This is a genomic window from Pseudomonas sp. PDM25, assembly GCF_019219045.1.
In the GTDB taxonomy this organism is placed as follows: domain Bacteria; phylum Pseudomonadota; class Gammaproteobacteria; order Pseudomonadales; family Pseudomonadaceae; genus Aquipseudomonas.
Window position 1 is genome coordinate 42,361 of record NZ_JAHUWL010000010.1, and the last position, 24,080, is coordinate 66,440.

General features: G+C 58.3%; 25 protein-coding genes. 12 read left to right on the top strand and 13 right to left on the bottom strand.

Annotated elements, in window-relative coordinates:
- Positions 1 to 379 precede the first annotated feature (379 nt).
- The 4 genes from KW848_RS19535 to KW848_RS19550 all read left to right on the top strand — a co-directional run bounded on the left by KW848_RS19535 (position 380) and on the right by KW848_RS19550 (position 4,327).
- On the top strand, positions 380 to 1,042 hold the full coding sequence (locus tag KW848_RS19535; protein WP_218537779.1) for a VIT1/CCC1 transporter family protein: 663 nt from the start codon (positions 380 to 382) through the stop codon (positions 1,040 to 1,042).
- 58 nt (positions 1,043 to 1,100) lie between these two features.
- Complete coding sequence (gene ppk2, locus KW848_RS19540) at positions 1,101 to 1,922, top strand: polyphosphate kinase 2 (protein ID WP_218537780.1); 822 nt, start codon at positions 1,101 to 1,103, stop codon at positions 1,920 to 1,922.
- Positions 1,923 to 1,972: 50 nt separating this feature from the next.
- Positions 1,973 to 3,742: a SulP family inorganic anion transporter gene (locus KW848_RS19545; protein ID WP_218537781.1), complete on the top strand. Its 1,770-nt coding sequence runs from the start codon at positions 1,973 to 1,975 to the stop codon at positions 3,740 to 3,742.
- A 105-nt stretch (positions 3,743 to 3,847) separates the two neighbouring features.
- Positions 3,848 to 4,327, top strand: a complete 480-nt coding sequence (locus KW848_RS19550) for a VOC family protein (protein ID WP_192409604.1) — start codon at positions 3,848 to 3,850, stop codon at positions 4,325 to 4,327.
- 16 nt (positions 4,328 to 4,343) lie between these two features.
- On the opposite strand, the gene KW848_RS19555 is transcribed toward KW848_RS19550, so the two are convergent.
- Positions 4,344 to 4,769, bottom strand: coding sequence for a hypothetical protein (locus tag KW848_RS19555; protein WP_218537782.1), 426 nt, complete (start codon positions 4,767 to 4,769; stop codon positions 4,344 to 4,346).
- A 199-nt stretch (positions 4,770 to 4,968) separates the two neighbouring features.
- Between KW848_RS19555 and KW848_RS19560 the strand changes: the two genes are divergently transcribed.
- Positions 4,969 to 5,340, top strand: coding sequence for a PH domain-containing protein (locus KW848_RS19560; RefSeq protein ID WP_046049313.1), 372 nt, complete (start codon positions 4,969 to 4,971; stop codon positions 5,338 to 5,340).
- Between the two features lie 21 nt (positions 5,341 to 5,361).
- Complete coding sequence (locus KW848_RS19565) at positions 5,362 to 5,784, top strand: HD domain-containing protein (RefSeq protein ID WP_218537783.1); 423 nt, start codon at positions 5,362 to 5,364, stop codon at positions 5,782 to 5,784.
- A 75-nt stretch (positions 5,785 to 5,859) separates the two neighbouring features.
- Here KW848_RS19565 and KW848_RS19570 read toward each other — a convergent pair whose 3' ends face one another.
- Together KW848_RS19570 and KW848_RS19575 are read right to left on the bottom strand one after the other, a co-directional pair.
- Positions 5,860 to 7,536, bottom strand: coding sequence for an MFS transporter (locus KW848_RS19570; RefSeq protein WP_192409601.1), 1,677 nt, complete (start codon positions 7,534 to 7,536; stop codon positions 5,860 to 5,862).
- Positions 7,537 to 7,915: 379 nt separating this feature from the next.
- The gene (locus tag KW848_RS19575) at positions 7,916 to 10,111 is read right to left on the bottom strand and encodes an ornithine decarboxylase (protein ID WP_218537784.1); all 2,196 of its coding nucleotides are present in this window, start codon (positions 10,109 to 10,111) and stop codon (positions 7,916 to 7,918) included.
- Between the two features lie 446 nt (positions 10,112 to 10,557).
- On the opposite strand from KW848_RS19575, the gene KW848_RS19580 reads away from it, so the two are divergent.
- Positions 10,558 to 11,346, top strand: a complete 789-nt coding sequence (locus KW848_RS19580) for a DeoR/GlpR family DNA-binding transcription regulator (RefSeq protein ID WP_218537785.1) — start codon at positions 10,558 to 10,560, stop codon at positions 11,344 to 11,346.
- 276 nt (positions 11,347 to 11,622) lie between these two features.
- On the opposite strand, the gene KW848_RS19585 is transcribed toward KW848_RS19580, so the two are convergent.
- The 3 genes from KW848_RS19585 to KW848_RS19595 form a co-directional block, all read right to left on the bottom strand.
- Positions 11,623 to 12,522 (bottom strand): bestrophin family protein, encoded by a 900-nt coding sequence (locus tag KW848_RS19585; protein ID WP_192409598.1) that lies wholly within the window; start codon positions 12,520 to 12,522, stop codon positions 11,623 to 11,625.
- Positions 12,523 to 12,527: 5 nt separating this feature from the next.
- Complete coding sequence (gene moaA, locus KW848_RS19590) at positions 12,528 to 13,526, bottom strand: GTP 3',8-cyclase MoaA (RefSeq protein WP_218537786.1); 999 nt, start codon at positions 13,524 to 13,526, stop codon at positions 12,528 to 12,530.
- A gap of 198 nt (positions 13,527 to 13,724) precedes the next feature.
- Entirely contained in the window at positions 13,725 to 14,576 is an 852-nt protein-coding gene (locus tag KW848_RS19595; protein ID WP_111452490.1) for a CAP domain-containing protein, read from the bottom strand.
- Between the two features lie 175 nt (positions 14,577 to 14,751).
- Here KW848_RS19595 and KW848_RS19600 point away from each other — a divergent pair, with 175 nt between their 5' ends.
- Positions 14,752 to 15,372 carry a cell wall hydrolase gene (locus KW848_RS19600; protein WP_192409745.1) on the top strand — a complete coding sequence of 207 codons (621 nt, stop codon included), beginning with the start codon at positions 14,752 to 14,754 and terminating at the stop codon, positions 15,370 to 15,372.
- A gap of 161 nt (positions 15,373 to 15,533) precedes the next feature.
- On the opposite strand, the gene KW848_RS19605 is transcribed toward KW848_RS19600, so the two are convergent.
- The 3 genes from KW848_RS19605 to KW848_RS19615 form a co-directional block, all read right to left on the bottom strand.
- On the bottom strand, positions 15,534 to 16,364 hold the full coding sequence (locus tag KW848_RS19605) for a DUF2950 domain-containing protein (protein ID WP_218537908.1): 831 nt from the start codon (positions 16,362 to 16,364) through the stop codon (positions 15,534 to 15,536).
- Between the two features lie 68 nt (positions 16,365 to 16,432).
- A complete protein-coding gene (locus KW848_RS19610) occupies positions 16,433 to 17,932 on the bottom strand; it encodes a DUF3300 domain-containing protein (RefSeq protein WP_218537787.1) in 1,500 nt (499 codons plus the stop codon).
- A 169-nt stretch (positions 17,933 to 18,101) separates the two neighbouring features.
- The gene (locus tag KW848_RS19615) at positions 18,102 to 19,526 is read right to left on the bottom strand and encodes a GGDEF domain-containing protein (protein ID WP_218537788.1); all 1,425 of its coding nucleotides are present in this window, start codon (positions 19,524 to 19,526) and stop codon (positions 18,102 to 18,104) included.
- A gap of 368 nt (positions 19,527 to 19,894) precedes the next feature.
- Between KW848_RS19615 and KW848_RS19620 the strand changes: the two genes are divergently transcribed.
- On the top strand, positions 19,895 to 20,134 hold the full coding sequence (locus KW848_RS19620) for a DUF1652 domain-containing protein (protein ID WP_218537789.1): 240 nt from the start codon (positions 19,895 to 19,897) through the stop codon (positions 20,132 to 20,134).
- 49 nt (positions 20,135 to 20,183) lie between these two features.
- On the opposite strand, the gene KW848_RS19625 is transcribed toward KW848_RS19620, so the two are convergent.
- The 3 genes from KW848_RS19625 to gfa form a co-directional block, all read right to left on the bottom strand.
- Positions 20,184 to 20,444: a glycogen debranching N-terminal domain-containing protein gene (locus tag KW848_RS19625; RefSeq protein ID WP_223526500.1), complete on the bottom strand. Its 261-nt coding sequence runs from the start codon at positions 20,442 to 20,444 to the stop codon at positions 20,184 to 20,186.
- Between the two features lie 113 nt (positions 20,445 to 20,557).
- Entirely contained in the window at positions 20,558 to 20,713 is a 156-nt protein-coding gene (locus KW848_RS19630) for a hypothetical protein (protein ID WP_218537790.1), read from the bottom strand.
- A gap of 114 nt (positions 20,714 to 20,827) precedes the next feature.
- Entirely contained in the window at positions 20,828 to 21,406 is a 579-nt protein-coding gene (gene gfa, locus KW848_RS19635; RefSeq protein ID WP_111452496.1) for an S-(hydroxymethyl)glutathione synthase, read from the bottom strand.
- 245 nt (positions 21,407 to 21,651) lie between these two features.
- On the opposite strand from gfa, the gene KW848_RS32480 reads away from it, so the two are divergent.
- Together KW848_RS32480 and KW848_RS19645 are read left to right on the top strand one after the other, a co-directional pair.
- Positions 21,652 to 21,945 (top strand): DUF3616 domain-containing protein, encoded by a 294-nt coding sequence (locus tag KW848_RS32480; protein WP_375154725.1) that lies wholly within the window; start codon positions 21,652 to 21,654, stop codon positions 21,943 to 21,945.
- Between the two features lie 189 nt (positions 21,946 to 22,134).
- The gene (locus KW848_RS19645; RefSeq protein WP_111452497.1) at positions 22,135 to 22,803 is read left to right on the top strand and encodes a polysaccharide lyase family 7 protein; all 669 of its coding nucleotides are present in this window, start codon (positions 22,135 to 22,137) and stop codon (positions 22,801 to 22,803) included.
- A gap of 186 nt (positions 22,804 to 22,989) precedes the next feature.
- Here KW848_RS19645 and KW848_RS19650 read toward each other — a convergent pair whose 3' ends face one another.
- Positions 22,990 to 23,472 (bottom strand): GNAT family N-acetyltransferase, encoded by a 483-nt coding sequence (locus tag KW848_RS19650; RefSeq protein WP_218537791.1) that lies wholly within the window; start codon positions 23,470 to 23,472, stop codon positions 22,990 to 22,992.
- 162 nt (positions 23,473 to 23,634) lie between these two features.
- Here KW848_RS19650 and KW848_RS19655 point away from each other — a divergent pair, with 162 nt between their 5' ends.
- The gene (locus KW848_RS19655; RefSeq protein ID WP_375154724.1) at positions 23,635 to 23,874 is read left to right on the top strand and encodes a DUF6124 family protein; all 240 of its coding nucleotides are present in this window, start codon (positions 23,635 to 23,637) and stop codon (positions 23,872 to 23,874) included.
- The last annotated feature ends 206 nt before the right edge of the window (positions 23,875 to 24,080 follow it).

Below are 24,080 nucleotides of genomic sequence, written 5' to 3' on the forward strand. Positions count from 1 at the left end.
AGGTCGGTAACGGCCTGCCATTTCTTGGGGTCAAGACTAGGGATCACCCTGGTATCGGTAAAATATTATTAAGCTGGCATTTGAGTATAAATAACTGATGCAGAGCGTTTGGCTTGGCGGCTCGCCCTTTAAACGTTAGGCGCTGGCATCGGCCTGCAGGGCGGCATCGAGTTCGGACAGGGGGAGTGGCGCTAAGAGAAATCTCCTTGCAAACAGGTGCAATCGCAAAAGTTTAGTCGTTGTCGATGCGTCGCGTTGTGATAGGTCAAGTCTGAACTAAGCTGTTCGATGTGCTTGCGCAGGCCGGGTCTTGGCCATCCAGGCACGGCTGAAAACCAGGACAGGACCACGCTGACGCAGCCGTGGCGAGGATGAGCGCATGCGAAGCACTGGAGAGCAAAAGCGGGCCCGTGTTCTTGATCCGGTCGACCGTGTCACAGAGGTCATCTTCGGCCTGCTGATGGCAATGACCTTCACGGGGACGATCAGCGTGGCCACGTCAGGCCAGGAGGCGGAGCGCACGATGATGATCGCCGCGCTGGGTTGCAACCTCGCCTGGGGACTCGCGGACGCTGTGATGTATTTGTTGCGAACCCTGATTGAGCGCACGCGCAACCGTACGCTTCGCACCAACCTGCTCGGCGCGACGGATGCCGCCGCCGGGCAAGCGCTCATTGCCGAGGCGTTACCCCCGCGTCTCGCCGCTGCGACCGGCCCTGAAGAGCTGGAATCGTTGCGTCGCCGCCTGGTCGAATATTCATCCATGCCGGTACAGCCGCGCCTCGGTTGGGATGATTTCAGGGGGGCTTTCGGCGTTTTCCTGTTGGTGGTGTTCTCGACATTCCCGCTTGTCGTGCCGTTTCTGTTGCTCGACCAAACGGCACTCGCCGTGCGCCTGTCTAACCTGATCGGACTTGGAGTGCTGTTCATCGCCGGTTGGATGCTCTCGAAGTACGCAGGCGCAAGACCGTGGCAAGGCGGTCTCGCGACAGCAGTCATCGGCGCTGTACTGATCACCGCGATCATCGCGCTCGGCGGATGAGCAGAAAGCAACCTACGCTCAATACCTATCGGCGACTGGCATCTATGAGGTCTTGGTCATGGCAAAGGACAAGAAGAAAGCCCCTAAGCGTAATGCTGCTGAAACCCCGCAGCTGAAAAACAAGGAATACCTGGAGCAACTGCGCCACCTGCATGTCGAGTTGGTCAAGTTGCAGGAGTGGGTAAAAGCCAAGGGCATCAAGATCTGCATCGTCTTCGAGGGGCGCGATGGCGCTGGCAAGGGCGGAACGATCAAGGCGATTACCGAACGTGTCAGCCCGCGTGTCTTTCGGGTGGTGGCGCTAACGGCGCCGAGTGATCGAGAGAAAAGCCAGATGTATGTCCAGCGTTACCTGCCGCACCTGCCCGCGGCCGGTGAAGTGGTGATCTTCGATCGCAGTTGGTACAACCGGGCGGGCGTCGAGCGGGTGATGGGGTTCTGCACCAAAGAGCAGGTGGCCAATTTCCTGCGGACAACGCCGTTGGTGGAGCGGGCTATCGTCGACTCGGGCGTGATCTTGCTCAAATACTGGCTGGAAGTCAGCGAAGAGGAGCAGACCCGCCGGCTTCAGGAGCGCATCAAGGATGGGCGAAAAATCTGGAAACTGACCCCCATGGACCTCAAGTCATACAGCCGCTGGTATGACTATTCACGCGCGCGTGACGACATGTTCAAGGCAACCGACACCGATCATGCCCCCTGGCTGGTGGCCAACTCGAACGACAAGCGGCGGGCGCGCCTTAACATCATCAACGATTTGCTCAGCCGGATCCCGTACAAGGAAGTCGAACGCGAGGAGGTGATATTGCCCAAACGGCAGAAGCCAGGCGGCTATCGCGACCCGGATTATCCGCACCGGCGAGTGCCCGAAAAATTCTGACGGGCACGTTTTAATCGAATCTGCGCTGTACACCTATAGGCCACAGCTCTATGAGCGATTCGGATTCTTCACCTCCCGTCCCGGAACCGGGCCGGATTGCACACCGCAATACCGGTGTGCAATCGGGCTGGAGCCGCTGGCTTCCCGGGCTTCGCACGCTGCGTGGGTATCAGGTTGCCTGGTTGCGTCACGACATCATGGCCGGGCTGGTGCTCACCACGATGTTGGTGCCCGTCGGTATCGCCTACGCCGTGGCATCGGGCGTACCCGGCATCTATGGCCTCTACGCGACCATCGTTCCGCTACTCGCTTACGCATTGTTCGGGCCTAGCCGGATTCTGGTGCTGGGCCCGGATTCCTCACTGGCCGCCGTTATCCTTGCAGTCGTGCTGCCGCTGTCGGGCGGCGACCCGCATCGCGCCGTCGCCCTGGCGGGCATGATGGCGATCGTTTCAGGGGTCGTGTGCATCCTGGCGGGCATCATGCGTTTGGGCTTCATCACGGAGTTGCTTTCCAAACCGATCCGCTACGGCTACATGAACGGCATCGCGCTGACGGTTTTGATCAGTCAATTGCCCAAGTTTTTCGGTTTTTCGATTGAGTCCGACGGCCCGCTAAGAAACATATGGGCGATCATCACCGCGGTGATGGAAGGAAAGACTAACTGGACCGCGTTCATGATTGGCGCAGCCACCTTGGTCGTGATCCTGCTGCTCAAGGGCTTCAAACGCGTGCCGGGCATCTTGATCGCTGTGGCAGGCGCGACCATTGCCGTCGGTGTGCTGGACCTTGCCGCGCGTGCGGGTGTGTCGGTCCTGGGCGCTCTGCCGCAAGGTTTACCGGCGTTCGCCATCCCCTGGATCACCCGCGCCGATATTGTCCCCGTGCTCATCGGCGGTTTCGCCGTCGCCCTGGTGTCGTTCGCCGACACCAGCGTGCTCTCGCGTGTGTATGCGGCACGGACCCATTCCTATGTCGATCCGAACCAGGAGATGGCAGGGCTCGGTTTTGCCAATCTGGCGGCGGGGTTTTTCCAGGGCTTTCCAATCAGCAGCAGTTCTTCACGCACCCCCGTGGCCGAAGCCGCAGGCGCCAAAACCCAGTTGACCGGAGTTGTCGGCGCGCTGGCCGTTGCCCTGCTGCTGATGGTGGCGCCGAACTTGTTGCAGAGTTTGCCCAGCAGCGCACTGGCAGCGGTCGTGATCGCCTCGGCCATCGGCCTGATTGAAGTCGCCGACCTGCGACGCATTTATCGTATCCAGCGCTGGGAGTTCTGGTTGTCGATCGTCTGCACCGTCGGTGTGGCCGTGTTCGGTGCGATCGAGGGCATCGGGCTGGCCATCGTGATCGCCGTCATCGAATTTCTGTGGGATGGCTGGCGGCCGTATTCCGCGGTGCTGGGGCAAGCCAAGGGGGTCAGGGGCTACCACGACATCCAGCGTTATCCCGACGCGAGCCTTATCCCCGGCATGGTGCTGTTTCGCTGGGATGCGCCGTTGTTTTTCGCCAATGCCGAACTGTTCAATGACCGAGTGCTTGCCGCCGTAGCGGCGTCGCCTACGCCCGTGCGCTGGTTGGTCGTTGCGGCAGAACCCGTCACCAGTGTGGACGTGACCTCTGCCGACATGCTGGCTGAACTGGACGACACCTTGCACGCGGCGGGTATCAAGTTGTGCGTGGCCGAGATGAAGGACCCGGTCAAGGACAAGCTGAAGCGATTCGGGCTGTTCGCGCGGCTTGGCGAAACGGCATTCTTTCCAACCATCGACGATGCTGTCGACAGCTACCTGGTGATCCATCCGGTGGACGCGGGGAGCTGATTGGCATGGGCGTCACTCAGCGCTTGGGGTTTTCTGACTTCAAGGTGCACGAAGAGCGAACCCGTACCAGAATGCACGAACCCGTTTTGATTCTGGAGAACCAAGATGATCAGCAAAAACACGATTTGTCTGTGGTACGACGGCACCGCGCTGGACGCTGCGACGTTCTACGCCAAGACGTTTCCCGACAGCGCTGTGGGCGCAGTCCTTCGCGCGCCTGGCGACTATCCGGCAGGCAAGCAGGGCGATGTCCTGACGGTCGAGTTCACGGTGATGGGCATCCCTTGTCTCGGACTGAACGGGGGCTCGGGGATCAAGCACAACCAGGCTTTTTCGTTCCAGGTGGCAACCGACGACCAAGCCGAAACGGACCGCTTGTGGAACGCAATTGTCGGAAATGGCGGTCAGGAAAATGTATGCGGCTGGTGCCAGGACAAGTGGGGATTGTCATGGCAGATCACCCCCCGTGTTCTGAGCGCCGCGATAGCCAATCCTGATCAAGCAGCGGCCAAACGCGCGTTCGACGCCATGATGGAGATGGGAAAAATCGACATCGCTGCGATTGAAGCGGCTGTTAAGGGTTAACCCACGCTCCTGGGGGTTACTGCGATTTCCAGTGACCTCCACCCGACTCGCAATCAATCTTCGCCTGACTCAAATGCTCAGCGCCGTAGTAATACGTAGTGACCTGAGCATTGTTCGGAATACTCAGCGATGTGCTGCTCTTGTCCTTGCTGGTGGAGTGAGGATTGGCCAGCGATTCTTGGGTCAACGTGGCGATGCAAGTGGCCTGAGCATGATCGGCGCACTGTTCGACTTTTTTCTTGGTGCTGGTCAGCATGTCTTTGCTCTCGTTGCTGCATGACCAATCGATGGCGTTCACCGGCATGCCTTCGTACTCATAGCAGCTATGCGTTTCGACCACCGGCACGGAAGGGCTTTGAGAGCGGGTCAGCACGTCACAGCCTTCAGCCATGACCAGGGTTGGACTCAGGCTGGCCAGCAAAAACAGCAGTCTACTGTTCATCGGGATTTCCTCTCCAATGGCGCCTTGCTTGATCAAAGATGAGTGCTGATAGGGTTTCGAAAACGCGATGGGGCGCGGGGTTCCATTGGTTTTTTAGATCCGCCATGGGCGAGGGCGAAAAAAGCGCAGCCCCGATGGTATGCTCGCCGCGCCACGCGCTGGCAATCCAGGGAACACTCTTTAAGGAAGGGAATGGCGGATGATCGATTTCAACAACAAAGGCTTTTTCAAACTCAAGCAAAACAACGAGTACGCAGAGCGAGTCACCGCGTTGCTACTGGACGGCGAGCAGGTCATTGATGCCTATAAATCCATGCGCGACGGCGTGGTGTTTACCAACAAACGCATCATCGCAGTGAACGTGCAAGGCATCACCGGCAGCAAAAAAGACTTCACTTCGTTGCCCTACAAAAACATCGTCGCTTACTCCGTGGAAACGTCGGGCACCTTCGACCTGGATTCTGAGCTGGAAATCTACTTTTCGGCGCTGGGAAGAGTGAAGTTTGAATTCACCGGAAGGACATCGATGGTCGAGATTTCCAAACTTATTTCACAGCATCTGTTGGGCTGAACCCGGATTTTCGAGAACGCCATGAGCCAGACACTGGAACGCGCCATTGCCATCGCCGCCACCGCGCATGAGGGGCAGGTCGACAAGGGCGGTAGCCCTTACATCCTGCATCCGCTGAAAGTCATGTTGCGGGTCAACACGCTGGAAGAACGCATCGTCGCGGTGCTGCATGACGTGGTCGAGGACTGCGGCATCAGCCTTGATGACCTGCGCAAGGAAGGCTTCAGCGAAGCCGTTCTGACCGCCATCGAGTCGGTCACCAAAGTGCCGGGCGAGTCCTATGAAACCTTCGTCGAGCGCGCGGCACAGAACCCGATAGGCCGGGTGGTGAAACTGGCGGACCTGGAAGAGAACAGCGACTTGTCGCGGATCGCGCAGCCGTCATGGGAAGACCTGGAGCGCGTTGAAAAGTATCGGCGGGCGATTGGCGTGTTGCGTTCCTGACGAGCCGAATAAATAGATCTGTCCCATTTCCTTCCGGATCGCCCTCTCCCTGGCAGGAGAGGGCGGGTGCCAGCCTCAGGTGTGATGAATTTCCCGATCCTTGGTTTCCGGCAGGAAGAACGTGCCAAGAATGGCCGTCATCACTGCGATGACAATCGGGTACCACAGCCCGTAGTAGATATCACCCGTGGCCGCGACCATGGCGAACGCCACCGTGGGCAGAAAGCCGCCGAACCATCCGTTGCCGATGTGGTAGGGCAGCGACATCGAGGTGTAGCGGATGCGCGCCGGGAACAGTTCCACCAGCCAGGCGGCGATCGGGCCGTAGACCATGGTCACGTAGATCACCAGGATGGTCAGGAGCAGCACCATCATCGGGTAGTTGGTCTTGGCCGGGTCGGCCTTCTCGGGGTAGCCGGCCTCCTTGAGCGCGGTGCCGAGGGTGGCGGCGAAGGCGTCGTTCTTGACCTTGAAGTCGGCACCCGGCATGCCGGTGCCCTCGAAACTCGGGATCACCTTGTCGCCGATGCGGACCTGCGCGACGGTGCCCGGTTCGGCTTTCACGTTCTTGTAGGGAATGGCCTTCTTCGCCAGCACCGTCTTGGCGAGGTCGCAGGAGCTGGTGAATTTGGCCTTGCCCACCGGGTCGAACTGGAACGAGCACTGGCCGGGATCGGCGACCACCGTGACCGGGTTCTTCTCCTGCGCGATGAACACGTCGGGGTTACCGTATTGGGTCAGCGCATGGAAGATCGGGAAGTAGGTCACTGCCGCCAGGATGCAGCCGGCCATGATGATTCCCTTGCGGCCGATACGGTCGGACAGGCTGCCGAATATCACGAAGAACGGTGTGCCGATCAGCAGCGAGCCGGCAATCAACAGGTTGGCGGTCTGCGGATCGATCTTCAGCGTCTGCAGCAGGAAGAACAGCGCGTAGAACTGTCCGGTGTACCAGACGACGGCCTGGCCGGCAGTGCCGCCGAGCAGGGCCATGATCACGATCTTGAGGTTTTCCCAGCGGGCGAAGGATTCGGTCAGCGGCGCCTTGGACGACTTGCCTTCTTCCTTCATTCTCAAGAACACCGGTGACTCGCTGAGTTGCAAGCGGATGTACACCGAGACGATCAACAGCAGGATCGACAGCAGGAACGGAATCCGCCAGCCCCAGGCCTCGAATGCTTCGGTGCCGAGAATGGTTCGGCAGGCGAGGATCACCAGCAGCGAAAGGAACAGCCCAAGGGTTGCAGTGGTTTGAATCCACGAGGTGAAGTAGCCGCGCTTGCCTTTCGGCGCATGCTCGGCCACGTAGGTCGCCGCGCCGCCGTACTCACCGCCCAGGGCCAGGCCTTGCAGCAGACGCAGGCTGATCAGGATGATCGGTGCCGCCACGCCGATGGTCGCGTAGCCGGGCAAAAAGCCCACCACGGCGGTGGAGATACCCATGATCACAATGGTGATGAGAAAGGTGTGTTTGCGTCCGATCATGTCCCCCAGTCGGCCGAACACGATGGCGCCGAAGGGGCGTACCGCGAAGCCCGCGGCGAACGCGAGCAGCGCGAAGATGAAGGACGTTGTCTCATTGACGCCGGCGAAGAAGTGCTTGGCAATGATCGCCGCGAGAGACCCATAAAGGTAGAAGTCGTACCACTCGAACACGGTGCCCAGGGACGAGGCAAAGATGACCTTGCGCTCCTCCTTGGTGATCCCGTGGTGGGGCGCGCTGCCCGTGGAAGTGTTGTCGATTGCGGCCATGAGTCTTCTCCGTCGTTCTTGTTATAGGCCGGAGTACCTCGTTACCTTTTTGCCGCACCCAGGCCCTGGGGCTGATGTCGTCGGATTACGGATTGCGCGAAGCATGCACACAGGCTGACGGCCTCGCATCGCTGCAAGGTTTCTTGAAGCATAATCGGCTTCGCGCAGATATCCACTCGCCATCACGTTTACCCCTGGGCTGATTTCCTCCTGTGAGCCGCATCGCGATCCGGCGCATCAGTGGCTGCGGGCAATTGTTATCTGAATGAGATCTGTGCAAACCGGCCCTGTAGGAGCAAAGCTTGCTCGCGATGCTGTTGGCGTTCTCGAGGGCCCCATCGCGGGCAAGCCATGCTCCTACAGATGATGTGCGCGTCACTTAATGTGGGCGCGTCTTGATCACGTACCCGTAGGCTCGAATGCGATCACCTTCCTGTTTCAAGTACACGCCCTGGAGTTCCGGCGTGAAGCCAGGCAGTGAGTTGATGCCTTCCTCCAGCGCCAGGAAGTACTTGAGCACCGCACCGCCCCATATTTCCCCGGGCACCAGGCAGAGCACGCCGGGTGGATAGGGAAGCGCACCTTCGGCAGCGATGCGCCCCTGCGCGTCGGCCAGCGCCACCAGTTCGACGTTGCCACGGATGAATTCGAACTGCGCTGCTTGTGGGTTCATGGCCTTTTTCGGGAAGTGTTCCTTGCGGAACATTGCCTTCTGCAATTGCTGGACGTTGTGGGTGCGGTAGAGGTCGTGCATCTCCTGGCAGAGTTGGCGAATGGTGTAGTTGCGATAGCGCTCCTGATGCTGCGCATAGATGGCCGGCAACACCCGGCTCATCGGCGCGTCATCACTGATGAAGCGTTCAAAGCGCGCGATCTGTGAGGCGAGATGCGTCATCTTCGCCCAGTCTTCGGCCGGGGTGAGCAGGAACAGAATCGAGTTCAGGTCGCACTTTTCCGGAACGATGCCATTTTCGCGCAGGAAGTTGGCGAGGATGCCCGCGTGGATACCGAAGTCGGTGTAACTGCCATCGACCGGGTCGATGCCGGGCGTGGTGAACAGCAACTTGCAGGGGTCGATGAAGTATTGCTTGTCGGCGTAACCGCTGAAGGCATGCCAGCGATCCTTCGGATGGAATTCGAAAAAGCGGATGTCTTTGGCGATGTCTTCAGTGGGATGGTCCTGCCAGGGGCGACCGTCAATGGTGTCCGGCACGAAGGGGCGAACCATGGTGCATGCTTCCAGAATCAGCTTGCGCGCGTCGATGCCGAACTTCACACAGTCTTCCCACAGGCGCAGGCCACTGCGGCCGGAATGGATGCGCGCGTTCACATCCAGTGAGGCGAACAGCGGGTAAAACGGGCTGGTGGAGGCTTGGGCCATGAAGGCGTTGTTCAGCTGCGCATGGCTGCAATAACGGGCCTGGCCCTTGATATGGCGATCTTTCTTGTGGATCTGCGACGCCTGGGAAAACCCCGCCTGCTGTTTGTGCACCGATTGCGTGACAAAGATGCCGGGATCGTTTTCATGCAGGTTCAGCAGCAGCGGCGAGCAGTCCTTCATCATCGGGATGAACTGTTCGTAGCCCACCCACGCCGAGTCAAACAGGATGTAGTCGCACAGTTTGCCGATGCGATCGACGACCTGTCTGGCGTTGTAGACGGTGCCGTCATAGGTGCCCAGCTGAATGATCGCCAGACGAAACGGCCGTGGCAGCTCGGCCTTGTCCGGTGCGACTTCGCAGATGAGTTCGCGCAGATAGCCTTCTTCGAAACAATGGGCGTCAATTCCGCCGATGAACCCATAAGGGTTGCGCGCGGTTTCCAGGTAAACCGGGGTCGCCCCGGCCTGGATCAACGCACCCTGGTGATTGGATTTGTGGTTGTTGCGGTCGAACAGCACCAGATCGCCAGGCGTGAGCAGCGCGGTGGTGACCACCTTGTTGGAGGCCGATGTGCCATTGAGTACGAAGTAGGTCTTGTCGGCGTTGAACACCTGCGCCGCGTGTTTTTGCGCCAGAAGGGCCGGGCCTTCGTGGATCAGCAAATCGCCGAGCTTGATGTCGGCGTTGCACATGTCGGCGCGAAACAGGGTCTCGCCGAAGAAGTCGAAGAACTGCCGGCCAGCCGGGTGTTTGCGGAAAAACTGGCCGCCCTGGTGACCCGGGCAGGCGAACGTAGCGTTGGCCGATTCGGTGTAGTGCTTGAGTGCGTCGAAGAACGGCGGCAGCAGACTTTCTTCATAGGCTTTTGCCGCAGTCTCCAATTGGTTGCCATGGTATTCGGCGTTGTTGCGTGAGGGGTCAAAAATGCCATTCACCTGAAGCAGAACATCTTGCAGGTGCTGGTAGACGTCCCGGGCGCGGTTGCCGGAACCGGGGGAGGCGACGAGAAAAATGGGAATATCAAAACCGGTACGCTGCAGGGCGTCCAGGGCGCCCGTCATCACATCTTCCACAGAGAACACCGCAACCGCGACATCGGTGTAGTCAGTTTGATTGAGCGCAATGACTTCTCGGGAGGTGTGGAAACAATCGAATGCGGAATCACTGGCGGCAATTTTCAGGGCTGCTTTCATGCGGGGGAAATCTCCTGGCGGACAGTCACTTGTCGGCTTTTTTCAAGAGATCAATTTAGCGAGGGCGCCTTCAAGGCTCCCTGATCCAAATCATGTGGATACGGGTTATAGACCTTGTTGGGAAGGATTACGGCTTTTCCGCCGGCTTTTGCCAGGCGCTCGACCACTTCTGCTTCGGCAACCCCTTGGTTTCCGCTGATCAGGCGTGCCCCAACGCAATGGCAAACGAGACCACGATCATGCAGGCAAAGGCAAAATTTAGATTCATGAAGTTCTCATCCAAAACATGTGTGATGGCGCCATCTTGAATAGGTCACAAACAAATAAAAAATTCGGCTTCATGATTTGAATCATCGAAACAATCGATAGCTGGCTGGATTGTGTTTACCCCGCGCTTTGGCTAGTCTCGCGAAAACACGCAACTACACGCAAAAGCGGGCAAAAACATGCACGATTCACATTCAGCCGCCGAACTCCCTCATCTGCGTCGGCAAAAAATCCTGTTGATTCTCGAACGTGACGGCAAGGTCATGGCGGGCGAGCTGAGCCAGCATTTTGCGGTGTCCGAAGACACCATTCGCCGTGATCTGGCGGAGCTGGCGACCGCCGGGCTGGTGCAGCGGGTGCACGGCGGGGCGTTGCCGCGGCCCAAGGACACCGGCAAGGATTACTTCACCCGCGTCAGCGAAACCGATGAGGTGAAAACCCACCTGGCGAAACTCGCCGCACGCCAGGTACACAACGGCCAGATTGTGATTTTCGATTCGGGGAGCACGACGCTGCAGATCGCCCGATCGCTACCTTTGGACATTGCAATCACGGCCGTCACCGCCTCGCCGATGATCGCGATCACCCTGGCCGAATACAAAGGCATCACGGTGATTCTGGCCGGCGGGCAACTCAATCCCGCGACCATGTCGGCCAGCGGGCATGAAACCCTGCGGCTGATCGAGGGCATCAAGGCTGATCTGCTGTTCACGGGCGTCTGTGCGATTCACCCGGAAGTTGGCATCAGCTCCCTGCATTTCGACGAGGTGCCGGTCAAACAGGCGATGCTCGCCAGCGCCTCCCATGTCGTAGCCGTCACCACCGCTGACAAACTGGGGGCGGTGGAGCCATTCGTGGTCGCGCCGTGTCAGCGCATTCATACCCTGATCACCGAGCGCCACGTGGCGTCGGGCAATGTCGAGGACTATCAGAAACTCGGGATTGAAGTGGTGCAGGTGGAGGCGTGAAGTGCGTCATGCTTCAACCCCCGGTCACCGGCGGAGGCCGCGCCCGGGCGATTGCTCGGCCGGTGCGCGGTGACACCGTCGGCCCAGATGCCGCTGCCTGCCCCTTCAGCGAATTGTTCTGAAACCGAAAATCCCCTGTGGGAGCGGGCTTGCTCGCGAAGAGGTCGGCACATCCAACATTGATGTCAACTGACTGACCGCTTTCGCGAGCAAGCCCGCTCCCACAGGTTCTGCGTCTACTGGCATGTGCCAATGCCCGGTGAATCATCGAGCCAATCAGCTCAACACATAGTCCACCGGTTCCAGCGGCGGCGGCAGTTGTGTCACGCCCAGTGCCGCCAGTACATCTCGTTCAACGCTGCGCACCAATGCATCGATGGGCAGGTCGTTTTCATCGCGACCGAACGGGTCTTCCAACTCATCGCCAATCGCGTCCAGACCGAAAAAGGTATAGCTGACAATGGCGGTGAAAATCGGTGTCAGCCAGCCCAGTGGCTCGGCCATCGCGAAGGGCAGCAAAATGCAGAACAGGTAGATGGTCCGGTGCAGCAACAAGGTGTAGGGGAAGGGCAGTGGCGTGTATTTGATTCGCTCACAAACGGCTTGGGCCTGGGTCAGGCGGGTCAAATGGTTGGCCATGAGCGTGTAGCGCCATTCATTGATCGCGCCTGACTCGGCGAGCGCCGAGCACTGTTGACCGACCTGCAGCAGAATCTGCCCGCTGATATCCGCCGCGTTGTCCTTGGGCATCGGGTTCAGCCATTCACCACTGGCCGCCAGTTCGTTTTCTTTGCGCAGTTTGGCATTGAGCGCATGGGCGAAGCCGCAGAGGTTGCTGAGGATATGGTGTCGCTCGTTCGCGTCCTTGATGACCTGGGTTTCGCGCACCATCGAGCGAACATCCACCAGCATGTCGCCCCAGGCTTTGCGCGCTTCATACCAGCGGTCGTAGCAGGCGTTGTTGCGAAAGCTCATGAAGATCGACAACGACAAACCCAGCAGGGTGAAGGGCGTTGCACTGACCTTGGAAAAATAGCTCGGGTGCAAGGTTTCGATGAGCACGATGGCCGAGGCGAGCAGCGTCACCAGAAGACTGCGCCAGGCAATTCGTTTGGCGATCGAGCCCTTGAGTGACGTCAGGACGCCGATCAGATTGGGTTTGGGTCTAACGATCATGGTGTTCAGCCGCCCGTCATGTTCATGAAGCGAACCACCTGGACCTCGTCGTTCACTTCGAAAGTGTGCCGATAGGGTTTGAGTTTCATCGCCTCGATGATGGCTTTTTCCAGGCGCTCGGGATGGCCGGGATGGCTGCGCAATACGGCCTTGAGGTCGACAGCGTGCTCATTGCCCAGACACAGCAGCAGACGACCTTCCACCGTCAACCGAACCCGATTGCAGGTGCCACAAAAGTTGTGGCTGTGGGGGGAAATGAACCCCAGGCGAATCTGCGGGGCCTCGGCCAGGCGCCAATAGCGCGACGGACCTTGGGTCGACTCGGCGGACTCGATCAACGTGTAGCGCTCGGCGATCCGTTCACGTACCTGGCTGCTTGCGTAAAACGACTCGGCGCGGCTGTGTTCATGGATGGTGCCCAGGGGCATTTCTTCGATGAAAGAAATGTCGAGATGTCGGTCGATGGCAAAGCTCACGAGGTCGTTGATCTCGTGGTCGTTACGGCCCTTCATCACCACGCAATTGAGTTTGGTATGGCGAAATCCCGCGGCGTTGGCCGCGTCGATGCCTTTGATGACCTGCGCCAGCTCGCCGGTGCGCGTCAGTTCACGAAAGCGTTGCGGGTCCAGGCTGTCGAGGCTGATGTTGAGCCGTTTGACCCCGGCCTCGAACAAGGGCGCTGCAAGTTTGCCCAGCTGAGACCCGTTGGTGGTCATGCACAGTTCACGCAGGCCAGGCAGGGCGGCGATCTTTTCGCACAGCTGCACCACCCCCGGACGGATCAGCGGTTCGCCGCCCGTGAGGCGGATCTTGCGGGTGCCCAACTCCACGAAGCTTTCGGCCAGTTGATAGATTTCTTCCAGGGTCAGTACCCGTTGGCGGGGCAGAAACTGCATGTCTTCAGCCATGCAATACACGCAACGGAAATCGCAGCGGTCAGTGACAGACATCCGCAGATAGTCCACACGCCTGGCGAACCCATCGATCAAGACTCGCTCTGACATGACATTCTCGCCTGCTTCCGTGAAATGAGTATTCCGCTATCCCCGGAATTGTTGTGCGCAGACTAAGAGCAACTTTAGAGGGGCGTCCAATCACTATTAATGACCGGCTGATCGACAGGGTCGATGAAGGATTTGATTGCAAAAAAAAACCGGAGCCCCATGACAGGGCTCCGGTTTTTTTCTATCGGCGTTCTGAACTTATTGCGCCCCGAACATCGCCGTCCAGTAAATCCCCGGATCACTCTTCGGATCAACCGCATAGGCCGCGCCCAACTCCCGGTACTGTGGGTTCATCAGGTTCGCGCAGTGACCGGCGCTGGACACCCAGCCTTCGACCACCTTGCGCACGGTGTCCTGGCCGGCAGCGATGTTCTCGCCGACCTGCCCGCCGCCATAACCGGCCAATTCAGCCCGGTCACCCGGCATGCGGCCATCGCGGTCCTTGTGATCGAAGTAATTGTTGTTGGCCATCGACCGGGCGTGCTCCTCGGCCGCCGTCGCCAGCGCGGCGTTCCAGGCCAGTGGCGTGGTGGCGGCAAAGGATTGCGTGCCGCACTGGCGCGGTTGGCTGCGTACGATGTTGAGCTCGGCCAGCAGCTTCTGGCCTTCCGCCTGCCAGTCGCCCAGGCGAGCGCTCAACAGTGGACGCGCCAGCACGATGCGCCACTCGCGGTCCTGGTGGCTGACGCCGACATCGACGAATTGCGGGTCCAGTACGATCTGGCAAAAACTCTCCTGAATCGCTTTCATCGCCGATGGCGCATCACGCGGCCCGGACAGGCTGATCGCCTGTACATTCTTCATCGGATAACCCGCGCTGGCCATTGCCTGCTGCAGATTGCCGACGCTGTTGGCGTTCAGCGCCAACCGTGGGTCGCCGGCCAGCGGTGGCAGCTCCTGCGATACCTGACCTGCGCAGCGCTGCACCTGGCTGCGGTAGAGGTTGATCGAATCAATCAGTTGTTTCTCGTCGGCCGCCAATGCATTCGCGGCGAACAACATCCCCAGTGACAACGTGGCAAGACGCATGGCAGATGATTTGAAGCGCATGGAAATCCCCTTGAGCTGACTGCGCCCATGATGCGCGATTTCACCCCCGCAAGCGCAATGACTTTTCACGCCCGACGACAGTTTTTTTGTCCGTCTGTTGGAATCAATTCTGGCAACTACAATCAAGCAAAGTCGCCAGTTCGGCGTGCTTGCGGTTCCGTCCGAAGGGTCGATCATGCGAGTTGTCTGGATAGTCACCTGCTTGGCAATAACCCTTTTCGCAGGCCACGCCATCGCGTCTGAGCAGGAGCAAAAAAAGGAAATGGCTGAGGACAAGGCCGAGGTCCTGGAACAAAAAGCTGCGGAGAAGGGCACCGAAGTCCCTGTGCCCAAGTCCGAAACCATCACCACCTCTGAAGTTCAGGCCGTCGATCCCGCCGGCGCGTCGCCGCTGGACGATGCAATCACCTGTCTGTCCCGCTCCATCTATTGGGAGTCCAAAGGAAAATCGTCCGCCGACATGGAAGCCGTCGCCAGCGTCGTGATGAACCGCCTGGGCCATGAGGGCTTTCCGGACACGGTATGCGCCGTGGTCAAGCAGGGTTCTGAAAGCAAAAATTGTCAGTTTTCGTGGTGGTGTGATGGACGCTCGGATCAGGTCCAGGAAGAAACCCAATACGCGATGGCCAAGGAAATCGCGCGCAAAGCGCTCAACAAGCAACTGAACGACCGAACCCACGGCGCGATGTATTTCCACGACAGGAAAGTGAAACCTGCCTGGGCGAGGAAATACATCAAGACCGCCGAGACCTCGATGTTTCTTTTTTATAAGCCGCGTGGCGGGACGGCGAAGTAGGGGGGCGCTTTTTGCCAGTGTCGTTCAAGTAGCAAAGGCTGCAGCCTTGTTCCCAACCTCCGTTTTTTTCACGACTCATGCCAGCAGCTTGTCCGCCGGTCGCTCCTCGCCGACGCCGGAAAGTGATTTTCCAGAACGACCTGATATCAACGTCTGGATGGCTACTGGTCTTCAGAAACCTCCTTCCAACTGTCATCCGGATCAAAGCGTTTCATTGCCTTCGCCAGTTTTTCGCCATTGGGGCCAAGGTCTTTCTCAAACACCTGTCCCTCATGACTGATCATGAAACTCATCACCCCGGTGTCATCATATTTTGCCGGCCAGGCGATCAGGGCAAAGCCTCGGCTCATTTTGTCGCCGATGCGGTAGCTGTAGGCGCCACCTGGTGCCGACGGGCCTTGGGCATCAAGGATGCGGAAGTGGTAACCATGCCAGTCTTCGTCGTTGATGGCTTTGCCGAACAACGGCCCCAACGGACTGATCTGACCGCTGTCGTCGTCCGCCCAATAGAGGCCGTCATGCTTGCCGGGGGTGCTGAAGATTTTCTGCGCATATTCAAGTGCGCCGTCCCCGTCACGATCCACTGAGGCATAGTCCATCTGAGCATCGTGATAGGTCAGCGCCGCTTGCACGGCGTCCAGTTCGTTGCGGCCAATGCGACGGGCACGGATTTCGACGCCGGCGACCTTCATGTCGAAGCGCCAGCCGTTCGTACCTTTTGTCATGGGGATAGGCAGTGTCCAGTGGTCACTGCCGACTGCCAGGATCGCCTTGCGCTCGCTGGGTTTTTCAATCTTGTGCTGCTCGTGATACTGCTTCAAAAACGCCTCCACATCACTGCTCTGCACGCCTTCGCGGGGAATGTAGGTGCGCCAGTCATCGCCCAGCAGCTCTGTCAGGCGTACCTGATCGGGTTTTCCCGTACCCAAGGCCTTGACGAACGCCTCAGCAGCTTCTTCCGGTGTTGGAAATGCCTCCTGTGCCGCTGCCATGCACGTCCACGCCAAGCCGGCCGTTATCGCCAGCAGGCCCGTGAGGATCTTCACTTGCAGAGAGTTGTTCACCGACGCCCCCCCCTTGAACGCGCCGGCATGGACGGCCGACTGATCTGGTGACCGGCCGATCGCGCGGCGCTCGGGCGCTGGGTGGATGCCTGGCTGGTCCGGCCACGAAGTGCTTGTGCGTTGGACTGGGAAGGGGAGCGCGCGCCGGCGAAGGCATTGTCGCGGGCGCTGCCGCGACTGGCGGCCGGTTGCCTCTGCGCAGTCTGGCGCACCTGCGAAGAGTCTTTTGTGCGCTGATTCACCTGAGCGTTCTCTCTCCTGGGCTGCTGATTCTCACGGATGTTTTTGGCCGTGCCCTGGCTCCGGTCAGCCGTCCTCGGTCTGTCCGCACCGGCTTGCATCCGATTGCCGACCGAGGCATCGGACTGCGCCCTGCGCACTTGATCACGGGCCTGGCGGTTGCTGGTGGCAGGTCGTTCGATACCGCGTTTGTCCATTGAACTACGGGCATTTTCACGGGCCTGGGCGCGCTGGGCATCGTCCCCTCGATACGCCTCACGCTGATTGGCACCGTTGAGTTGCCGGCCGTATTGTCCACGGCTCCGGGAGTCTCGATAGGGAACGCCATCACGGTGAACGGCGTTGTGCTGCCACTTGTTTTGATTATTGGTGATCTGGTTGTTGCGATTGATGTTGTTGTAGCGATCGACGTCGATGTCGATGTCGTTATTGCCCCAGTCACAGTCTCCCCACAGCGAGCCGATGATCGCCACACCGGTCCCGAACGCCAATCCGGCCATCAGTGCCGAACCGGGGTAATAGGCGGGCGGCGGAGGGTAGTACGGGGGCGGCGACGCAGGGTAGGCCCAAGTGCCGTAGGTGGTTGTCGGGTTATAAGCAGGTACGTACACCACCTGCGGATCGGCGGGCTGAATGATGATGGTCGACGTGCTGCTGGCAGGCGCGGGGGCGGGTGCCTGAGCGGTGGGCGCGGGTGCCGGTGTCGCAACATTCTGCACCGTCACGTTCTGGTACTGGTTGCTCTGAAGATTGCCTGCGGCTTGCGCCTGATGACGCAAGCGTTGCACGCCATCCATGAGATCGTCCGGCTGCGCGAGGAAGGCATCACCCAGGCGTTGTACCCAAACCGGGTCCTGTCCCAGCGTGGCCAGGACCTGCGGGAAGGCGACCAGTGCCTGCACGCTCGGATCCCACGGCTGGCTGGCCACTTGCTTGACCGCCTCGTCGCCCTTGGCGTCCGGGTGTGCCTTGGACCAGGTCACCGCCTCGGCGATTTCGCCGGGGTAGGTGCTCGCCATCAATACCTGCGCCAGCAACGGGTCCGGGTAAAGGGCGATGGGCGCCAGCATTTGGGCCAACTGCTCCTGCGTAAACACGGCATCCTTGGCCGGTGCCGTGACGGGCGCCGTTCCGGCAGGGGTTGTCGGGGCTGTATTCGTCGGGACAGGGGGAGGCGCGCCCGTGGTTTGCGCAAGGCACGCAGATCCGCTCAAGAACAGTGCAGCCGACATCGCGTAAAACAAGGGGATACGCATTGCTCCCTCCCTGTGATCAGGCAGGCATGAAATGAGTGGATCAACGCCAAGGAGATGAAAGCCGGCTTTGCTAGCCGCAAACCTCAGCTTCGATGCCGTGGCTTAATGGTACATCACCAACCTAACGCCCAATGCTGTGGCACAAAGCTGAACATCGGTGCCAACGCTGTCACAGCGATTGTAGGCTGGCTTCTATGGTCGTGACCACACGGTTACGGCCTTCGTGTTTAGCGTGATACAGACGTTGATCGGCTGCACGCAGAATGGCGTCGATGGTGTCGCCGTCGCGGCCGGATTGCGCTACGCCGATGCTCACGGTGACCACGGTTAACCGCTGCAGGCCATGAAAAGAATTATTTGCGACGGTGTTTCGCAGTCGCTCAGCGATTACGTGCGCGCCCTCAAGCGAAGTCTGCGGTAGCAGAATCATGAATTCTTCCCCGCCCACTCGGGCTACGCCGTCATACGGGCGGATCGAATCGAGGCATTTCTCCACGAAATCCTTGAGGATGTCATCGCCCACCTGATGCCCGAAGCGATCGTTGATGGACTTGAAATTATCCAGGTCGAGTGCCAACACGGAGAACGGCTCACCGCCGCGCTTTGTCCGGCCCATTTCGACTTCGACCCGCTCCATGAACCGACGCCGATTATCAGCGCCAGTCAGGGGATCGGTGGCCGCAAGGTGCCCGAGTTCTTGATTGGTGCGCTGCAGTTCCTGCAAGGCGCTTTCGGTATACGCCATCGCTTCGGCAAGCCGCGCCATCAACTCCTCTTGGCTGTAAATCTTTGAGAACGACCGCGTGGTGAGGAACGCTTGCACGACGCCATAGCTCAGCATGAAGAACCCGCCGGCGAAGATCGCATGAGCGAGCCACCACATGTGGTTCCACGGACGTGCAAGGATGAAGGCAAGCGATGACAGCGCGAACGCGGTGACCGAGACGACAAAAATCATCATCAGCGGCGAACGGATACGGCGCAGCAGGAGGATTACCACGGTCAATGTGGAAAGAATGAGGGCACCACCTTCCATCGAGAGGCGCACCGAGAGATTGCCGGCGATCGGTGAATTCGCGACGTACGCCACTGCCACATCAACCAACAGGAACAGTCCTATCCAGGTCAGCCACGGGCGGGCCTTCATTCGTTGGTCCGCGTCATCAGGCGGGCGGTGGTACGACAGCATTCCGACTAACAGCAGAATCGACATGACCAGACGAGAGGCCGGTCCATACAGCAGGAAGAGCCAGATATTGTGGTGGGCTTGCCCGGTGAACGCACCATGCAACGCGTAGATCAGTACAAAACCGAGAAAACCTAGCGTCATCCATCGCAGCAGCGGATCTCCCGATGACTGATAGCAGCGCCACGTGACGTAAGTCACAAACAAGCCCGCCAAGGTGGCTGCCGTGATCGCAATGATATGGAACAGGTGGTTCTCGAATGTAAGGGTGGGGTCTTGGAAGAAGTATAAATAGCCAATCAGATAGGCCGGAACAAACGCAAATCCTGCGAGCAGCAAGTAAGCATAAACCTTGACCATGAGGCGAACGGCTTCAGGTGGTTCGCCGCCGGCGATGAGATTGCTCATGGTTCCCTCCAATTTTGAATCTATTTAGTCAGCACCGGTCCGGTGTTGGCTCCAGAGACACCTACCTGCCAATGGTCCTTCGCCTCTTTACGCAGATAGGGGATGGACCGATCTATGGCAATTCAATATTAGACTCCCTCCCGATTTCTGCTGCGCAAGCAGGTAAAAATGTTCACGCGAACGCCTTTAATCGATCAGGAATGTCTCATTGTTCTCATCGGCGATTTTCGGTCAGTCGTGAGAGGCCGAAATTGGCCGGTCGCTGCCCCGCTGATGCAATTGGTCGCGATCTCGGTCAGCTCGAGGCTGGGTTGCCTATTATTACTAAACAGAAGCGCAAACCACCTTTGACTTTGAGGACGTGAGTCATGATTTCCATACTTGAGCTTCGCCACATCATTGAGTGTGGTTTTCTGCCTCTTTCTTGCATCTGCACCTCCAATCCAGATGGATCGCTCATGATAAAAGTGTTCGAACCGTCATCGGGTCATGTCCAATTATTGGTCACTGGCGTTAGAACCGAAAAACTAACGTCCAGCCGAGCTATCGCGGAGTTGATCGGCGAACTACGAGTTGAAATGTTGGCTTTGAAAGCGGAGCTTTGCTGACAGAATTCTATTGGATGACAGGCAATTTAGAGCTTCACGTCCAGCCGAATCAAATTCGGGCCCTGTTGCCGCTCTGACTGACCGCTGCTGAGAGCAGCGATGGACGCCGACCCGCCACGGTCAATTGGTACTTGGATAACAACCGAGTGTCGTGGTGAAACATGCCGACGGCGCCACCGTCGATATCGCCAAACGCGTTGGCTACCAGGTACGTGTTGTGATCGACCAGCACATACAAGCTGTGTGCAATGGGTTCATTTGCGCAGGGCTTTGGTTGAGGCTGTTCAGGAACGCTGGATGAATTTTTCATGGGCTATTTCAAGGCACCACGAAATCAAACCCTATCGGTAAGTGTCCGGTAGAGGTCGACGTAACGTTGCGCCATCACCTTGGCTGAAAAACGTCTATCGAATACGTCACGTATCACTTGTCCCCATCACCAATCTCTGCGATGAATTCAATGCCGGGAAGCGTCAGTAAGGGGCGTATCTGCTGTTCGAAGTATTCGCGATCGGCCGCATCGATCTTGGCAAGGTTTAACGCCGCGACAAGCGGTTTTATAGATAGGCCTATGGGCATGACGGATCTGGTAGCTCCAGCGTCCGCTTTCCATAGTTCCAATTGATTATTTTGGCGTGCACAACATCAAAGGTGAATCGACGCCGCGGCCCGGGAAAAAACCGCGGCGATCGATCAGGCGGCGGGGAGCAGGCCTTTCTGTTTGGCGACGTGAATCGCCAGTGCGTCCATCAAGTCCGGGGACAGGCAGTCATAGGGTTCCAGGCCGATCGAGCGCAGGCGCTCGCGAATAGCCTTCATTTGCGCTGGCGGCGTACCGGTTTCGATGATGGAGGATACGAACGCCGCGAATCCCGGCGCAGCCCATCCGCTCTGTGGCGAAAGCTCGGTGTGGACGAAGTCCAGGCCATAAAACGCATGGTCCTTGTTCTCGATGCGCCCGAATAGATGGGCGTGACACTGCTTGCAGGCGTGGCGCTGGATGGTTGCGGTTTCGTCGACAACCTCCAGTTTTTCGCCATGGGCAATGACGCTGACCTTATCTCGTGGCACCACGGCGATGACGGCAAATGTCGCGTTTTGCGGTTTCCAGCATTTGCTGCAACCGCACGCGTGGTTATGCAGCGTTTGTGCGTCGATCTTGACCTCGACCTTGTCGGTCGCACACAGGCATTGCAGGGTGCCACCGGCGAAATTCGCGGCGGCGGGTTGGATACCATTGTCCAGTGCGGGGTGTAGTTGCAAGGTGCTCATGCTGGCGTCTCCGTTTCAGGGTGGGCAGAGTGCCTGGGCCGTGCCCAGACCGGTAGTTCATCGAAAATCGATGACGACGCGGCTCGATTTGCCTTCATGCATCAGATCGAATCGCGGCGGATTTCGAAAAGACAAGTGCATAAACGAGCGACCTCCTTCGGTGCGACCGGTCGGGTACCCAGATTCCAGAATAGTCGGCGATGACGCCTTGAGCGCGGCTTGGGCCAGCGCGCGGGTGAGGGGCGATAAAAGGTGGGACACAAAAAAACGGGTGCCGTCACGGTAACGACCTGGCCGCAGCCAATGCTGAAGATCCTCAGCTACGCGACTTCCTGCGTATCCCGGGTAAGGACAACGACTTCGATATCGAAGGGTTGGTGATGATCGGCTCGCGCCTTCTGCTGGGGCTGCGTGGACCGGTGCTACGCGGCTGGGCCGTGTTGTTGGAGATCGGCCCCGAGCTGAACGACGCCCCGTCCACCGCTGATGGCTTAGGTCCCTTCGCTGCAGCTGCCAAGCAAGCCGGATTAGTTCCATAAACTTCCAAAATAGCCGACGAACGGCTGCACCCGCAGGCACAAAGCCTGCAATAACCACCTCGACGAGCATTTGACGTCAATCTACCGCCACACGGATTTCCTGATCAGCAGACCCAATTGACACAGCTCAATAGCATCGGTTCGAGCGCAACTGTGGCCGCAACATTCCCCGCATACAGGATTATTGACATGATAGACCTCGCCACTTGGAATTTGAGCATCCCTGAAGGCAGCCCACCGGCCACCATAGAAACGCCTCGATTGGCGCAAGGCTTCAAGGACCAATATTTCAGTTCTGAAGCCGCTACCCTTTCTTTCTGGGCGCCTGTGACGGGTTCCAGGACGGCCAACGCTATTTACCCGCGCAGCGAGTTGCGGGAAACCTATAGCGATGGAACGGTGCGCAACTGGCAGTATTCAGCGGCGGATAACATTCTGCGGGCGAGTCTGACCGTGAATCAGGTGCCCAGCACCGGCAAGATCGTGATTGGTCAGATTCACAACAAGGACAGCAACAGCCCCATGGTGAAGCTGGAGTACCAATACAAAACCTCGGCTTCGACGGGAAACATTGTCGCCAAGGTGCGCATGCGCCCCGACGATGAAGAGGGCCAGGTCATTACCATTGCGACGGGGGTGCCGCTCAACTGCAACTTTTCCTACCAGATCCACCTCAGCCCGAAGGGCGCGCTGGGCATCAGCGCAGCAGGATACAACTGGAGAACCACCATCGACCCGAGCTGGAAGACCAAACCACTGTATTTCAAAGCGGGTGCATATGTGCAGGACAACACCGGCTATCCCACCGAGGGCGGAAAAGTGACGTTCAGGTTGCTGGAGATCCAACACAACATGTAGTCGCTTCTTTAGGTCACTACCGTTGGTACGCCGATCCGAAGGGTGAAGACTTTAGTGGATTTCCTCGTCGATCGGCTACCAAGTGGCTAGCTGTCAGTGAACTCAACCGTCGATTGCACCATTTCGCGACGGGCAGCTATCGGCCCAGAGTGTGTAAAAACGTACGTCGAGGTGCATCACATCCAGCTAGCAAGCTGGGCCAGCCGGCGGAACGCTCTGACGAACATAATAATTGTCGAATTCTCTGCTTTCGACGAATTGGAAGCCATGACGGGTATAAAAGCGATTCGAAGCGCTTTCTTTGAGAGCACCCACTCTAATAGGGAGCGCATCCGCATCCGCCTCTTTGAAAATCTGAGTGAGAACAGCAGAGCCTATTCCTGATCCTTGCGCGCTCGGTCTCACATACAAGTGGTCGAGCAAGAGTTCATTGCGGTGATGCTTGACCACTACAAAACCAACCCTCTCTCCAGATACCTCGATGTAGTGTGTGTTGTGGGCTTCAAAACCGCTAAGAAACCGCTCGCGCGCTCGCACTGGATCAAATCGCCCAACACGCTCCAGACTTTCGCGCATGGCTTCAATTCGAATGGCTACAAGATTGTCCAAGTCGCTTTGTTGAGTCGGGACCAAAATGACTGGCGAATTTTGATTGGGTGTGACGGGCATATTTTGCGCTCTAACTACCATCTTGGGAGGCCAGTATAGAGAGCCTGATATGTGGTTCCCAGTTTGGCTTCACCGTCGAATTCAGACATCCACCTCAAATGTGAATGAAGGGCTGTGTCTCCGTTCTATTATTTTTGCGTATTCATTTGCAGAGGGAAGCCAGTGAAACGCTTCATTCAAGGTGAACATCGAGGCCAAAGCACCTTACTTCCAGAAGCTACGGCCGAAACCCTGGCGGTTTTTTTGGTCGTGACGCTAGCGTCGGTCGATGTGATGGTTCATCAGTTGGTGGATCATTTGGAGGGGGAGTCGCGTTATGCCTTGCTGGGCATTTCAAACAGCATCATGGTGGCGGAAATTACGGCTAACCGGGTGTTGGATAAGGTTGAGCCGCCTAAGTAGTCGCTGACCTGTGGTGAGAGGGATTGTTTCCACTGAGCGGCGAAACGGGTTCAACAGATGGGCCTGCTGCGCAGGCCAGCGGGAGCGAGCTCCCTCGCCACAGGTTGCTTGTTGTTTGTGCTATCTGTTTTCGCAAAAACGGGACGCTTGGCGTCCCGTTTTTTATGGTGGTGGTATCAGCCTCCAGCGCGTTTATTCAACGTCTC

Bases quoted from the DNA above. Each gene is read 5' to 3' on its own strand.
- KW848_RS19535 (WP_218537779.1), top strand. From the start codon at position 380: ATGCGAAGCACTGGAGAGCAAAAGCGGGCCCGTGTTCTTGATCCGGTC.
- ppk2 (WP_218537780.1), top strand. From the start codon at position 1,101: ATGGCAAAGGACAAGAAGAAAGCCCCTAAGCGTAATGCTGCTGAAACC.
- KW848_RS19545 (WP_218537781.1), top strand. From the start codon at position 1,973: ATGAGCGATTCGGATTCTTCACCTCCCGTCCCGGAACCGGGCCGGATT.
- KW848_RS19550 (WP_192409604.1), top strand. From the start codon at position 3,848: ATGATCAGCAAAAACACGATTTGTCTGTGGTACGACGGCACCGCGCTG.
- KW848_RS19555 (WP_218537782.1), bottom strand. From the start codon at position 4,769: ATGAACAGTAGACTGCTGTTTTTGCTGGCCAGCCTGAGTCCAACCCTG.
- KW848_RS19560 (WP_046049313.1), top strand. From the start codon at position 4,969: ATGATCGATTTCAACAACAAAGGCTTTTTCAAACTCAAGCAAAACAAC.
- KW848_RS19565 (WP_218537783.1), top strand. From the start codon at position 5,362: ATGAGCCAGACACTGGAACGCGCCATTGCCATCGCCGCCACCGCGCAT.
- KW848_RS19570 (WP_192409601.1), bottom strand. From the start codon at position 7,536: ATGGCCGCAATCGACAACACTTCCACGGGCAGCGCGCCCCACCACGGG.
- KW848_RS19575 (WP_218537784.1), bottom strand. From the start codon at position 10,111: ATGAAAGCAGCCCTGAAAATTGCCGCCAGTGATTCCGCATTCGATTGT.
- KW848_RS19580 (WP_218537785.1), top strand. From the start codon at position 10,558: ATGCACGATTCACATTCAGCCGCCGAACTCCCTCATCTGCGTCGGCAA.
- KW848_RS19585 (WP_192409598.1), bottom strand. From the start codon at position 12,522: ATGATCGTTAGACCCAAACCCAATCTGATCGGCGTCCTGACGTCACTC.
- moaA (WP_218537786.1), bottom strand. From the start codon at position 13,526: ATGTCAGAGCGAGTCTTGATCGATGGGTTCGCCAGGCGTGTGGACTAT.
- KW848_RS19595 (WP_111452490.1), bottom strand. From the start codon at position 14,576: ATGCGCTTCAAATCATCTGCCATGCGTCTTGCCACGTTGTCACTGGGG.
- KW848_RS19600 (WP_192409745.1), top strand. From the start codon at position 14,752: ATGCGAGTTGTCTGGATAGTCACCTGCTTGGCAATAACCCTTTTCGCA.
- KW848_RS19605 (WP_218537908.1), bottom strand. From the start codon at position 16,364: ATGGCAGCGGCACAGGAGGCATTTCCAACACCGGAAGAAGCTGCTGAG.
- KW848_RS19610 (WP_218537787.1), bottom strand. From the start codon at position 17,932: ATGCGTATCCCCTTGTTTTACGCGATGTCGGCTGCACTGTTCTTGAGC.
- KW848_RS19615 (WP_218537788.1), bottom strand. From the start codon at position 19,526: ATGAGCAATCTCATCGCCGGCGGCGAACCACCTGAAGCCGTTCGCCTC.
- KW848_RS19620 (WP_218537789.1), top strand. From the start codon at position 19,895: ATGATTTCCATACTTGAGCTTCGCCACATCATTGAGTGTGGTTTTCTG.
- KW848_RS19625 (WP_223526500.1), bottom strand. From the start codon at position 20,444: ATGAAAAATTCATCCAGCGTTCCTGAACAGCCTCAACCAAAGCCCTGC.
- KW848_RS19630 (WP_218537790.1), bottom strand. From the start codon at position 20,713: ATGCCCATAGGCCTATCTATAAAACCGCTTGTCGCGGCGTTAAACCTT.
- gfa (WP_111452496.1), bottom strand. From the start codon at position 21,406: ATGAGCACCTTGCAACTACACCCCGCACTGGACAATGGTATCCAACCC.
- KW848_RS19645 (WP_111452497.1), top strand. From the start codon at position 22,135: ATGATAGACCTCGCCACTTGGAATTTGAGCATCCCTGAAGGCAGCCCA.
- KW848_RS19650 (WP_218537791.1), bottom strand. From the start codon at position 23,472: ATGCCCGTCACACCCAATCAAAATTCGCCAGTCATTTTGGTCCCGACT.